Raw genomic sequence first — 12,737 nt, 5'->3', positions numbered from 1 at the left:
GAGCTAGAGCGCAGGCCTTTGAGGCGTCGGTGATAAGAGCCACCGCTCTTGCCTGTGCGCCGACCGCATTTTGCGTGAATATCGATGTAAAAAACCGATCGAGGGTCTGATGAACGATGACCTCGACAGCCTTCTGGGCCACATTCGGGCCGGAGGACGGGGGCGTGAAGATTTCGATTGTGCCTGTCGACGGGTCCCAGCCATTCGTTGTCGCAGACAATGTCGCGGCGGAGACTATCGTTGGTTTGTCGGATCCTGAAACCTTTTCCAAAGCGCCAGCATAGGCTGCCGCATCCGCCACCGCTTGTAGCTTCAGGCCGCTGTAATACCAGTAGGAAGTCTCAACGCCGAGACCCGCGCCGCCGACGACGATCGGCAACGACAGGGCAAAAATAGTGGCAACGTTGCCACTCTTGCCGATTCGTCGCATGCAGAAAAAACGCCTGAAGATACGGGCACGCCAGTCCATTCCTCATTTAAGCCGGGATGCATAAAGGAATAACTAAGAATTTCCGTCCATTTCTTGGCTGTGATCCATTCAAACGGCGCTTAGCGGTTCTGCTGCACCCGTTCGCCGGTTGTGCCCTGAGAGGCATTTTCTAAATCTGAGAACGCGGACGTTGGGCCCACAGGACCGTCGGTAACACTTTGGCCGGGTGCATTGTCTTCACAGAAAGCAATCCGATTTTGGGGCCAAGCGCAAGAAAACACCGCCGGCGGCCGGTTTCGTTGGCAAACCGTTACCGTTCCCTGCTATTCCCGCGTCCTGATGCATGTTGCCCAAGTGTGCCGCGGTTTTGGGACAGCGACATGCACAAAACAAAGACTTAAAGCAATGGACGCTATCGCATGACCAATGTCGCCTTGACCGGGCTTGCCCGCGATCTTGCCAAGCGCGCCGCACAAGGCCGCCCGGTGCGCATCGGCGTCATCGGTTCCGGCGAGATGGGAACCGACCTGGTGACGCAAGGCATGCTGATGCCGGGCATTTCGGTTTGCGCGATCTCGACGCGCCGCCCGCATACGGCGCGTGATGCCATCCGCATCGCCTATGGCGACGAGGCGATGGCACGGGAGGCCGATACGCCGTCGAAGCTCAGCCAGGTGATCGAAAGCGGCAAGATCGCCATCACCTCGAACGAAATGCTGGTCACCAATCCGCTTATCGATGTCGTCATCGATGCTACCGGCAAGCCCGGCGTCGCCGCCGATTTCGACCTGATGGCGATGCAGCACGGCAAGCATCTGGTGATGATGAATGTCGAGGCCGACGTCACTATCGGCTGCTATCTGAAGCAGCAGGCCGACCGGCTCGGCGTCGTCTATTCGGTCGGCGCCGGCGACGAGCCGTCGAGCTGCATGGAGCTGATCGAGTTCGCTTCGGCGCTCGGCTACACCATCGTTTCCGCCGGCAAGGGCAAGAACAACCCGCTCAACCACGACGCCGTTCCCGACGACTATCGCGAGGAAGCGCTACGCCGCAACATGAATCCGCGCATGCTGGTCGAGTTCGTCGACGGCTCGAAAACCATGGTCGAGATGTGCGCCATTGCCAACGCCACCGGGCTGGTGCCCGACGTTCCCGGCATGCACGGCCCCAAGGCCGATCGCGACGAGCTGGTCAAGGTGCTGATCCCGCGCGAGCAGGGCGGCATCCTGTCGAAGAAGGGCGTCGTCGACTACACCGTCGGCAAGGGCGTGGCGCCCGGCGTCTTCGTAGTCGTCGAGGCGACGCATCCGCGTATCATCGAGCGCATGGACGATCTGCATATCGGCCACGGCCCCTATTACAGCTTCTTCAGGCCCTACCATCTGACCTCGCTGGAAGTGCCGCTGACGGCCGCTCGCATCGCGCTTTATGGCAAGCCCGACATGGTGCCGCTGCCACGGCCGGTGGCCGAGGTCTGCGCCGTGGCCAAGCGCGATCTGGCGACGGGCGAGACGTTCGATGCGATCGGCGAGACCTGCTACCGCTCCTGGGCCATGACCGTCGAAGAAGCCCGCGCCCATCGCGCCGTGCCCGTCGGCCTGCTCGAAGGCGGCAAGGTGCTGAAACAGGTGCGGAAAGGCGAATTGCTCACCGCCGACAATGCCGCGCCCGACCCGACGACCAGGCTGTTCGCCTTGCGCCGGCTGCAGGACGGGATGCTGTATGGAGCGTAAGGCTCTCGACCGGTGAGCCGTCGCAATCGCCTCCGGCCGAGCACTGGCGTTGTCATGACGAATTCTCTATATTGTAGTGACGATGAAGGCGGAGGCGATTACATGAATCTTCAGATCAGGGATCCGCGCGCACGCGAACTGGCGCGAGAGCTTGCTGCCAAACGCAAGATTTCGATGACGGAAGCGGTCATCGAAGCGCTTGAATCCGAGTTGAAGCGGGAGAGCGGACGCATTCCCTTGGCCGAGCGGCTTGCTGCCATTGCCAACGACTTCAAGGCCAAGGCAGGCCAAGACGGTCGGGCTATGACGAAGGATGAGATCGATGAGATGTGGGGCCATTCCTGATGTTCGTCGACACCTCCGTGGTTGTCGCGATTCTTTCAGGCGAAGAGGATGCCGGCGAGTGGAGCAACCGCATCGAGGCAGCGCCCGCAAGAATGACTTCGGCGTTGGTAGTGCTTGAAGCGGCGATGCGGCTTTCGACGATGCTTGCCGTGCCGCCGGTTGTCGCCGGAGATGCGATAGAGGCGTTTCTTCGCGAGGCTGAAATCGAAATTGTGCCTATCGACGCCAGCGATGCCAAGCTCGCGATCCATGCATTTTCAGATTACGGAAAGGGGCGCGGACATCCCGCCCAGCTCAACTTAGCCGACTGCCTTTCTTACGCTTGCGCAAAAAGTCATGGCTCCGCACTGCTCTACAAGGGCAACGACTTTTCGCATACCGATCTCGCGTAATCCGCAATCGGCTGTTACTTCCCCAGCTCGATCGACCGCAGCCGCGCCGCTTCCACCGCCTCCGTGAGCAGGCGCGTCAGACGGTCCTCGCCCATCAGCACGGCAAGCGCGGCAGCCGTGGTGCCGTTGGGGCTGGTCACCTGCTGTCTAAGCACGCCGGGCTCCTCGCCGCTTTCGGCGGCCAGCGAGGCGGCGCCGTAGACCGTTTGCATGGCCAGGAGCTTCGCGATCTTGCCAGGCAGGCCGGCCTTCTCGGCGGCCACGGTCAGCGCCTCGATGAAGTGGAAGATATACGCCGGCCCCGACCCGGAGACCGCCGTCACCGCGTCCATCAGGCCCTCGTCGGCGATATCGGCCACTTGCCCGTTTGCCGAAAGCAGGTCGGCGACAAGGCGTTTGGTGTCCTCGGAAACCAGCCTGTTGGAAAACACCACCATCATGCCCTTGCCGATCGCCGCCGGCGTGTTGGGCATGCAGCGCAGGATCGGCGCGCGATCGCCGAGAATGCCTTCGAACGTAGCGACCGGCGTCCCGGCGGCGATGCTGAGGAAAGTGGTTCGGCCATCGTTGAAGCGGATATAGCCAGCCGTGACGTCGCGGATCACCTGCGGCTTGACCGCTATCACGACGAGGGCCGGCACGGCGTCCGCCGGGATGGCGCCGGCGTCCGCGGCAGCAGAGCAGCCCAGTGCTTCGGCACGCTTGCGCAACTCGGCATTGGGCTCGACCACGAACACCGCAGCCGGAGCGAGCTTGCCGGCTTTCAGCCAGCCCGAAAGCATGGCGGAGCCCATATTGCCGCAACCGGCGAGAACAAGCCTGATCGTCATCGAAAGCCTCCCATAGAGATGGCTTCCCATAGCCGTTCGCGGCAGGGCGGGGAAGCCCCGTTGGGACCGTGATCAGGCGGAAACCCGGACCCGTGCGGTTGGATGCGCATGTAGTCGCGCAGGCGCGCGGCGATCACATTAACCTTTTATTTTCTATGCGTGTTTAGCATCGCTTAACCAGTGGCGGTCGCGACGTCCCAGCCCGAGGGGGAAGCTTCAGAAACCATGGCTTATAGGAATAATCGTGAACACTGGAGGAACGAGCAGTCCCTGCTGTCGTTCGTCGAGGCAGCGCGCGACGAAGACGAAGCAGCGCTGGTTTCCCTGGAGGACCGTACAGCCCCGTCATGGCGCGAGGATGCTGCCACACGCCATCGTCTGGCCCGCTCGCGCCGCGAAGCGCGTGCCAGCCCGATCCTGTTGGCAGCTGCCGGCATAAGCCAGCCCCATCCTGATGAGCCAAAGGCCGGCACCATGCTGATGGAAGAGGCTACAGCTGCCGATCGGTTTTTCGACCCCGCTGGCTCCCTTGGCGGCTCCGATGCCGGCTCCGCCGATCGCGCCGCATACCCGGCAGCGCCGCCTCCCGCTCTGCCGGTCGAGGTCGCGCGCACCAAACGTCCTGGTCCGATCAGTGCCGTGTTGTCGGCGCTGAGCCGGCTCATGCCTGGCGGAGCGCCGGAGGAGATGACGTCGGGTGAGACTTCCACCGCGACAAATTCAAGCGCAGCCATGTCGCCTGCCTTCTACCCGCAGCCGCTCTATGCCGGTCGGGCACCGTATCCACAGCAACCCACGCCGCCGCATTCGGCCCATACTCAGGCCTGGTCGAGGGACGCAATTCAGGCCTCGGAAGCCGCCGATCTGCAAAGCCAGATCGAGGAAATCCGCGCCAGCCTGCGCGAATTCCGCGAGGCGGTTCGCGAGCTCACCGAAAACCGCACGCATCGCCGCTATTTCTGAGCGTCGAATAAAACATGCCGGTTTCGAGTTAACGGCATGGGACGGCGCATTGACGGGATTGCCCGGCTCGATTTTCGTGAAAATGCCGCGCTGCATGTCCGCCCGCCCGCGCATGGTTCTGGGCAACGACCTGCATAAAAACATATCTGGAGCACGCCGCATGGATGCGGCAGGCTTAGCAATAGGCGTCGAGGGTGGTTCATGGCTGAGTTGATTGACGGAAAAAGCGTCGCCGAAGACGTGGTGCGGCGGGTCAAGACACTGACCGCCGAACTAGCGGAAAACGGCGGGCAGCCGCCCGGTCTCGCGGTGGTCATCGTCGGCGAGGATCCGGCGAGCCAGGTCTATGTCGCCTCGAAATCCCGCACCGCCAAGGAATGCGGCTTCCATTCGGTTCAGCACACGCTGCCGGCCGAAACCTCCGAGCCGGACCTTTTGAAGATCATCGGCCAGCTCAATGCCGATCCGACCATCAACGGCATCCTGGTGCAGCTTCCGCTTCCCGGCCATATCGACGCCGGCAAGATCATCCAGACCATAGCGCCGGAGAAGGATGTCGACGGCTTCCACTTCATCAATGTCGGCAAGCTCGGCACCGGCGAGCTCGAGACCGCCTTCGTGCCTTGCACGCCGGCCGGCTCGATGCTGCTGATCGAACGGGTGCGCGGCAAGGACCTGTCCGGCCTCAATGCGGTCGTCGTCGGGCGTTCGAACATCGTCGGCAAACCGATGGCCAATCTTCTGCTTGCCGCCAACTGCACCGTCACCATCGCACACAGCCGCACCAGGGACCTGCCGGCGCTTGCCCGCACCGCCGATATCCTGGTTGCCGCCGTTGGCCGGCCCGAAATGATCCGGGGCGACTGGGTCAAGCCTGGCGCAACCGTCATCGACGTCGGCATCAACCGCATCGCCGCACCTGAGAAGGGTGAAGGCAAGACCCGCCTCGTCGGCGATGTCGCCTTTGCCGACGCGGCGACGGCGGCCGGCGCCATCACGCCGGTGCCTGGCGGCGTCGGACCGATGACCATTGCCATGCTGATGGCCAACACGCTAGCTTCCGCCTATCTCGCGGCCGGGTTGAAACGGCCTTCCTTCTGACCAGAAAGCAGCGTCCTTGCCGAACCTCACTGTTCCCTTAGAACGGCCGGTCACCAATGATCCCGTTCAGGGCGGCCGGCAGTTCGGGTTTCTGCTGGTCGACAAGTTCTCCATGTTCTCGCTGGCCGCGGCAATCGACACGTTCCGGTCGGCGAACCGGCTGCTCGGCCGCGATTTCTATGGCTGGACGACGGTGTCGGCCGACGGCGATGCCGTCATGGCGTCCAACGGCCTGCCGCTCAAGATCGACTACGCCGTCGCCGATCTGCCGCCGGTCGATATCCTGTTCGTCTCGGTCGGGCTGACGACGGAATTTCCCGGCAAGAGCAAGGTGCTGGCAGCGCTGCGCAGCTGGGGCCGGCGCGGTAATGCGCTCGGCGCGCTTTCGGTCGGCTCCTATCTGCTTGCCGAGGCAGGCCAGCTCGATGGCTATCGCTGCACCATCCATTGGGAAAACCGCGCCGGTTTCCTCGAACGCTTTCCGGATATCAACTGCACCGGCAACGTCTTCGAGATCGACCGCAAGCGCTACACTTGCGCCGGCGGCACCACCTCCATCGACCTGATGCTGGAGATCGTGCGCGGTGATTTCGGCTCGAGCCTCGCCAATGGCGTCGCCAACCAGTTCCAGCATGAGCGCATCCGCTCGGCCGGTGACCGCCAGCGCGTCGGTCCGGAGCGCGACCTGACCGGCAAGTCGGAGAAGCTCCGCCGCATCGTCGAGCTGATGGCCGACCATCTCGACGAGCCGCTGTCGGCGGTGCAGCTTGCCAAGTCGGCGGGCCTGTCGGTGCGCCAGGTCGAGCGCCTGTTCCTGCGTCATCTCAGCGTGACGCCCGGGCGCTACTATATGCGGCTTAGGCTCGAGCGGGCGCGCGAACTGCTGCGCCAGACCAACATGCCGATCCTCGACGTGGCGATCGCCACCGGCTTCACCTCGCATTCCTATTTTGCCCAGAGCTATCGGCTGCAGTTCGGCCGGCCGCCTTCCGAGGAACGCCGCACGACCTATTGAGGGTTTGTACAGCGGCGGCGCAGCTTCGTGCTCCAGCCGGGCTTGTGTCGCGACGCGGCGTCAAATAGCTTTCCGGCGCCGAGCGGCGGCGACTGATGGGGAAATATTCGATGGTGGGATTTGTGCGGAGCGCCGCGGCGGCGACCCTGCTGCTGTGGATGACGGGGTTCGGCTTCGCCGCCGATCGCGTCATTATCGTTCTTGATGCCTCCGGCTCGATGTGGGCGCAGATCGACGGCAAGCCCAAGCTCGAAATCGCCCGTCAATCGCTGCGGAACGTACTGCAATCGGTCCCGGACGACGAGGAAATCGGCCTCATGGCCTATGGCCATCGCGAGAAGGCCAGTTGTGACGACATCGAACTCATCGTGCCACCGCAGGCCGGCTCGGCCAGTGCGATCTCAGCCGCGGCCGACAGCCTGAAATTTCAGGGCAAAACGCCGCTGACCGCCGCCGTCAAACAAGCGGCGGAGGCGTTGAAATACACCGAGGGCAAGGCGACGGTCGTTCTCATCACCGATGGCATCGAGACATGCAACGGCGACCCCTGTGCGCTCGGCAAGGAACTGGAGGCTGCCGGCGTCGACTTCACCGTCAATGTCGTCGGCTTCGGCCTGACGGCGGCCGAGGGCAAGCAGGTCGCTTGCCTCGCCGACAACACCGGCGGCAAATATATCGAAGCGTCGGATGAAAAGGCATTGCAGGACGCCCTCGTCGAGACCGTCGCGCCTCCGCCGCCCGCCCCTGAACCGGCTCCCGCCCCGCAGCCTGCTCCCCAGCCGGCGCCCGCGCAGCCGGCGGAGTCCAATTTCGTGCCCACCGTCGTGCTTGCCGAGGGTGGCGATCCCGTCACCGACGGCAATGCCTGGGAGATCTACAAGGCAAATTCCGACGGCACGCGCGGCGATCCCGTCACCACTGAATATGGCGCCTACAAGGGCAATCTTGAGCCGGGCGACTATATCGTCGTCGCACGCGCCGGCGAGGCCAGGGCCGAACAGAAGATCAAGATCGAGCCTGGCCAGGTCGCCAAGCCGCACTTCAACCTGAATGCCGGCACGCTGGTCATCCACCCCAGGCCAAGCGAAGGAGCGGACGTTGACGGCGGCGCGGCTGTCGTAGTCGGCTATCCCGGCGTCGACACCCCGCCGACCTATTACGGCGACACGAAAGTCGTGCTGCCGGCCGGCGACCAGAAGGTGACCGTCACGATCGGCCAGGGCATGGTTACCGAGACGATCCCGCTTGCCGCCGGCAGGGTCATCGACAAGGACGTCATCGTCGGCGTCGGGCGTATCGTCGCCAACGCCTATTATGCTGCCGGCGGCGACAAGGCCGAGGGTTCGGGCGTCGGCTTCAAGGTGCTCCAGGCGAAAAAGAGCGTCGACGGAACCAGGCGGGAGGTGACTTATGCCTACGGTCCGGACAGCAAGTTCGATCTGCCGCCCGACGATTATGTGCTGGTCGCGACGGTCGACCTTGCGGTTGCCGAGCAGCCGTTCAGCGTCAAGGTCGGCGACCATCAGGATCTGAAGATCGCGATGAACGCCGGCATGCTGACGATAACCGCGCCAGGGGCCTCGAAGATCGAGATATTCGAGGCCAGGAAGAACATCGACGGAACCCGCAAGTCGGTCGGCTACGCCTATGACCAGAAGTATGAAGCCACCCTGTCGGCCGGTGACTACGCGGTGGTTTCGGAGAAATCGGACAACAGCTCGAAGGAAGGCACGGTAACGGTCAGGGCCGGCGCGCGAGCCGAACTGACGGTTCAATAGATCCAGGGGAGAGCAGTCGTCAGCCGCTCTTCCTTATTGCCGAAAAAAGATCACGCTGTACCGAAGGCGCTGGCGCCATGGTCGGCGCGGCCCACCAACTGCCGGAACCCGGCGAAAAGCTCGCGGCCGAAGCCGAATTCATTGCCTATGAGGTCGCTGTCGGCGGGCCGGCGCAGGGCAAAGTCGCCGGCCGGCACCAGCACTTCGAGAGTCCCGGCCTCGGCGTCGAGCCTGATGATATCGCCGTCATGGATCCTGGCGATCGGCCCGTCCTCCGCCGCTTCCGGCGTCACGTGGATCGCCGCCGGCACCTTGCCTGAAGCGCCCGACATGCGGCCGTCGGTGACCAGCGCCACATGCTGGCCGCGGTCCTGCAGGATGCCGAGCACGGTGGTCAGCCTGTGCAATTCCGGCATGCCGTTGGCCTTCGGACCCTGGAACCGAATGACGGCGATGAAGTCGCCGGTCAGCGACCCCGCCTTGAACGCCTCGTTCAGCCCTTGCTGGCTATCGAACACCTTGGCCGGCGCCTCGATGATGCGCCGCTCCGGCTTGACCGCCGATGTCTTGATGACGGCGTGGCCGAGATTGCCTGAAAGCACTTTCAGCCCGCCGCTCGGCTGGAACGCCTTCTTGAACGGTGCCAGCACCTTCTCGTCGCCGCTTTGGCGCGGGGAGGCCTCGCGCACGACGCCGCCGTCTGCACCGAGCTTGGCCTCGACCGCGTAGGGGCGCAGCCCTTCGCCCCACACAGTCTGCACATCCTCATGCAAGACGCCTGCGTCGAGCAGTTCGCGGATCAGGAAGCCGAGCCCGCCGGCGGCGTGGAAATGGTTCACATCGGCAAGGCCGTTCGGATAGACCCGCGCCAGCAGCGGCACCGCTTCCGAGATATCGGAGATGTCCTGCCAGGTAACGGCGATGCCGGCCGCCGCTGCCATGGCGATCAGGTGGATGGTGTGGTTGGTCGAACCGCCGGTGGCGTGCAGGCCGACGATGCCATTGACGATCGAGCGCTCGTCGATCATCCGCCCGACTGGCGTGTAGGCGTTGCCGAGCGCGGTGATCGCCAGCGCCCGCTTCGTCGCTTCCCTGGTTAGCGCGTCGCGCAACGGCGTGCCGGGATTGACGAAGGAAGCGCCAGGCGTGTGCAGGCCCATGATCTCCATCAGCATCTGGTTGGAATTGGCGGTACCGTAGAAAGTGCAGGTTCCCGGCCCGTGATAGGATTTTGATTCCGCTTCGAGCAGTTCGGCCCGCCCCGCCTTGCCCTCGGCATAGAGCTGGCGGATCTTGGCTTTTTCGTCGTTCGGAATGCCGGTCGTCATCGGCCCGGCCGGGATGAAGACCGCCGGCAGATGGCCGAAGGTCAGCGCCGCGATCACCAGCCCCGGCACGATCTTGTCGCAGACGCCGAGATAGACGGCGGCATCGAACATGTTGTGCGACAGGCCGATTGCCGCGGCCATGGCGATCACGTCGCGCGAGAACAGCGACAGCTCCATTCCGGGTTGGCCCTGGGTGACGCCGTCACACATCGCCGGCACGCCGCCGGCCACCTGGGCGATGCCGCCGGCCTCGCGCGCCGCGTCCTTGATCAGCGCCGGAAATGTCTCGAAAGGCTGATGCGCCGACAGCATGTCGTTATAGGAGGTGATGATACCGAGGTTCGGCACCCGGTCGCCGCCAAGCGCCACCTTTTCGGAAGGGCTGCAGACGGCAAAGCCGTGGGCCAGGTTGCCGCAGGACAGCACGGCCCGGTTGGCCGTGCGGTTCGAGGCTTCGGCGATGCGGCCGAGATAGGCCTCGCGACCGGGCTTGGAGCGCTCACGGATGCGCTGGGTGATGGCTTCGATGTCGCGTCTTGCGGTCATGGCGGTCGGTCCTTTCAGGCGAGGTCCCGCAAATACCTTCCGGCTGTTGCCGGGACCTGCAGCCAAGTTGAGATCAGGGTGCCCAGAAAACCTCTACGGGCTTTTGAGTGGCATCGAGCACGGCGCGAATGGGCTTTCGTGTTCCAGTTCCAAGCGCGGCCTCGAATGCGGTGCGTTTTTCCGCGCCCTCGATATGCAGCGCGATGAAGGCGGCATCGATGATCCGCGCCAATGACAGCGTCAGCCGTGGCTCGCCGGCGCTTGCCGCGTGAACCGGAAGCACGATCCTTTGCGACGACGGATCGAGCAATCTTGCCAGGTTGTCGGCATCCGGAAAGAACGAGGCGGTGTGGCCATCAGTTCCCATGCCGAGCACAACGACGTCGAGTGGCCAGGGCAGCACTTGCAGCGCCTCACTGTCGGAGACCGCTGCGCCCTCGATACTTGCCGCTGCGCGGTAGAGCGGCACGAAATTCGCGGCCGCGGCCGCGTTCTGCAGCAGGTTGGCGGCAACCAGGCCGGCATTGGAGCGCGGCGATGAGGGCGGCACGAAGCGCTCGTCGACCAATGTTATCGTCACCTTTTCCCAGGCGATCGGAACGGTCGAAAGCGCCGCGAAGAATTTCGCCGGCGTCGTGCCGCCCGAGACCGCGAGCAGTGCCGTGCCGCGCTCGGCGATCGCCTTTGACAGACGGCCGGCGACGTGGCCCGCAAGCGCTGTCGCCAGCTCCTGGCGTCCGGCAAATTCGTGCCAGTTGTAGGCGCCGCCTAATTGCTCTCGTGCCATGTCCGCCCGTCGCGTTCGATCAGCGCAATCGAGGCCGAGGGGCCCCACGTGCCGGCGGTGTAGCCTTGCGCCTCTTGCCTGCCGCTTTCCCAGGCGTCCTGGATCGGGTCGATCCATTTCCACGCCGCCTCGACCTCGTCGCGGCGCATGAACAGCGTCTGGTTGCCACGGATGACGTCCATGATCAGCCGCTCATAGGCATCGGGGGCGCGGCCGTCGAAGGATTGCGCAAAACTCATGTCGAGCGGAATCTGGCGCAGCCGCATGCCGCCCGGCCCCGGATCCTTGATCATGATGAACTGCTTGACGCCTTCGTCGGGCTGCAGCCTGATGACCAGCTGGTTGGCGGAGATCGGCCCGGCGCTCTCGCCGAAGATCGAGTGCGGGATCGGCTTGAATTCGATGACGATCTCCGAAACGCGGGTCGCAAGCCGCTTGCCGGTTCGGAGGTAGAACGGCACGCCCGCCCAGCGCCAGTTGCCGATCTCGGCCTTGAGCGCAACGAAAGTCTCGGTGTTGCTGTTCTTGCCGAGTTCCTCGACATAGCCTTTCACCGGCCCGCCGGCCGAGGCGCCGGCACGATATTGCCCGCGCACCGTGTGCTTCGGCGCTTCGTTGCCGTTGATGCGCTTCAGCGCCCGCAGCACCTTCAGCTTTTCGTCACGGACAGCATCGGCGTCCATCGACGACGGCGCCTCCATCGCGACCAGGCAGAGCAGCTGCAGCATGTGGTTCTGCACCATGTCGCGCAATGCGCCGGCCTTGTCGTAATAGGTGACGCGGTCTTCCAGGCCGACCGTCTCGGCCACGGTGATCTGCACATGATCGACATTGGCGGAATTCCAAAGCGGCTCGTAGAGCGCGTTGGCAAAGCGCAGCGCCATCAAATTCTGAACCGTCTCCTTGCCGAGATAGTGGTCGATGCGGAAAATCTGGCTTTCATGGAAGTCGTCGCCGACCAGGTCGTTGAGCGCGCGCGCCGAAGCGAGATCGCGGCCGATCGGCTTTTCCAGCACGATGCGCGAATTCGGCGTGATCAGCCCGTGCTCCTTCAGCTTGTGCGAGATGTCGCCGAACAGCGCCGGCGCCACCGCCAGATAGAAAGCGCGGATGTGTTCGCTGTCGCCGATCGCCTTCTTCAGCCTGTCGAAGCCCGCACCTGTGGTTGCATCTGCCGGGATATAGGAGAGCCGCGCGAGGAACGTCTTCAGTTCCGTGGCGTCGATATCCTCCGGCTTCACATGATCGGCAATCGCCTGCCTGGCGAACGACTGGAATTCCTCGTCGGTCATCTTCGAACGTGATGTGCCGATGATGCGCGTCGGCTCGGAAAACTGGTGGTCGCGCTGCCGGTGGTACAGCGACGGCAGAAGCTTACGTTCTGACAGGTCGCCGGTGCCGCCGAAAATGATGAAGTCGAAGGGGTCGACGGGAATGATCTGGCTGGTCATGGTCTGTCCGCTGTGACGCCGGTCGCGATAACGCGGCT

The 12,737-nt window shown here is 63.8% G+C and carries 12 protein-coding genes; 7 read left to right on the top strand and 5 right to left on the bottom strand.

Annotation, left to right across the window (positions count from 1 at the left end; all coding sequences use genetic code 11):
- Window positions 1–469 (bottom strand): pilus assembly protein TadG-related protein (locus NKI79_RS28345; protein ID WP_352806229.1); only part of this gene is annotated, 469 nt, incomplete at its 3' end.
- A gap of 380 nt (window positions 470–849) precedes the next feature.
- Here NKI79_RS28345 and NKI79_RS28340 point away from each other — a divergent pair.
- The 3 genes from NKI79_RS28340 to NKI79_RS28330 all read left to right on the top strand — a co-directional run bounded on the left by NKI79_RS28340 (window position 850) and on the right by NKI79_RS28330 (window position 2,900).
- A complete protein-coding gene (locus NKI79_RS28340; protein ID WP_352806226.1) occupies window positions 850–2,163 on the top strand; it encodes an NAD(P)H-dependent oxidoreductase in 1,314 nt (437 codons plus the stop codon).
- Window positions 2,164–2,265: 102 nt separating this feature from the next.
- The gene (locus NKI79_RS28335; protein WP_254820546.1) at window positions 2,266–2,508 is read left to right on the top strand and encodes a type II toxin-antitoxin system VapB family antitoxin; all 243 of its coding nucleotides are present in this window, start codon (window positions 2,266–2,268) and stop codon (window positions 2,506–2,508) included.
- The gene (locus NKI79_RS28330; RefSeq protein WP_352806223.1) at window positions 2,508–2,900 is read left to right on the top strand and encodes a type II toxin-antitoxin system VapC family toxin; all 393 of its coding nucleotides are present in this window, start codon (window positions 2,508–2,510) and stop codon (window positions 2,898–2,900) included. Before NKI79_RS28335 ends, NKI79_RS28330 begins: the two co-directional genes overlap by 1 nt.
- 14 nt (window positions 2,901–2,914) lie before the next feature.
- Here the strand turns inward: NKI79_RS28330 and proC are convergent, their stop codons facing one another.
- The gene (proC, locus tag NKI79_RS28325) at window positions 2,915–3,730 is read right to left on the bottom strand and encodes a pyrroline-5-carboxylate reductase (protein ID WP_352806220.1); all 816 of its coding nucleotides are present in this window, start codon (window positions 3,728–3,730) and stop codon (window positions 2,915–2,917) included.
- 225 nt (window positions 3,731–3,955) lie between these two features.
- Between proC and NKI79_RS28320 the strand changes: the two genes are divergently transcribed.
- The 4 genes from NKI79_RS28320 (at window position 3,956) to NKI79_RS28305 (ending at window position 8,587) form a co-directional block, all read left to right on the top strand.
- Complete coding sequence (locus tag NKI79_RS28320) at window positions 3,956–4,693, top strand: hypothetical protein (protein ID WP_352806217.1); 738 nt, start codon at window positions 3,956–3,958, stop codon at window positions 4,691–4,693.
- Between the two features lie 201 nt (window positions 4,694–4,894).
- Window positions 4,895–5,794 (top strand): bifunctional methylenetetrahydrofolate dehydrogenase/methenyltetrahydrofolate cyclohydrolase FolD, encoded by a 900-nt coding sequence (folD, locus tag NKI79_RS28315; RefSeq protein ID WP_352806214.1) that lies wholly within the window; start codon window positions 4,895–4,897, stop codon window positions 5,792–5,794.
- 16 nt (window positions 5,795–5,810) lie between these two features.
- On the top strand, window positions 5,811–6,809 hold the full coding sequence (locus tag NKI79_RS28310; protein ID WP_254820541.1) for a GlxA family transcriptional regulator: 999 nt from the start codon (window positions 5,811–5,813) through the stop codon (window positions 6,807–6,809).
- A gap of 110 nt (window positions 6,810–6,919) precedes the next feature.
- Window positions 6,920–8,587 (top strand): vWA domain-containing protein, encoded by a 1,668-nt coding sequence (locus tag NKI79_RS28305; RefSeq protein WP_352806211.1) that lies wholly within the window; start codon window positions 6,920–6,922, stop codon window positions 8,585–8,587.
- 50 nt (window positions 8,588–8,637) lie between these two features.
- Here the strand turns inward: NKI79_RS28305 and edd are convergent, their stop codons facing one another.
- The 3 genes from edd to zwf form a co-directional block, all read right to left on the bottom strand.
- Window positions 8,638–10,461 (bottom strand): phosphogluconate dehydratase, encoded by a 1,824-nt coding sequence (gene edd / locus NKI79_RS28300; protein ID WP_352804043.1) that lies wholly within the window; start codon window positions 10,459–10,461, stop codon window positions 8,638–8,640.
- 73 nt (window positions 10,462–10,534) lie between these two features.
- Window positions 10,535–11,248 carry a 6-phosphogluconolactonase gene (pgl, locus tag NKI79_RS28295; protein WP_352804046.1) on the bottom strand — a complete coding sequence of 238 codons (714 nt, stop codon included), beginning with the start codon at window positions 11,246–11,248 and terminating at the stop codon, window positions 10,535–10,537.
- On the bottom strand, window positions 11,230–12,699 hold the full coding sequence (gene zwf, locus NKI79_RS28290; protein WP_352472717.1) for a glucose-6-phosphate dehydrogenase: 1,470 nt from the start codon (window positions 12,697–12,699) through the stop codon (window positions 11,230–11,232). Before zwf ends, pgl begins: the two co-directional genes overlap by 19 nt.
- Between the last annotated feature and the right edge of the window lie 38 nt (window positions 12,700–12,737).

Source organism: Mesorhizobium sp. M0340, from assembly GCF_040321535.1.
Taxonomy (GTDB): Bacteria; Pseudomonadota; Alphaproteobacteria; order Rhizobiales; family Rhizobiaceae; genus Mesorhizobium.
Note: the sequence above shows the minus strand (reverse complement) of the source record. Positions and strands in the feature narration are given on the sequence as shown.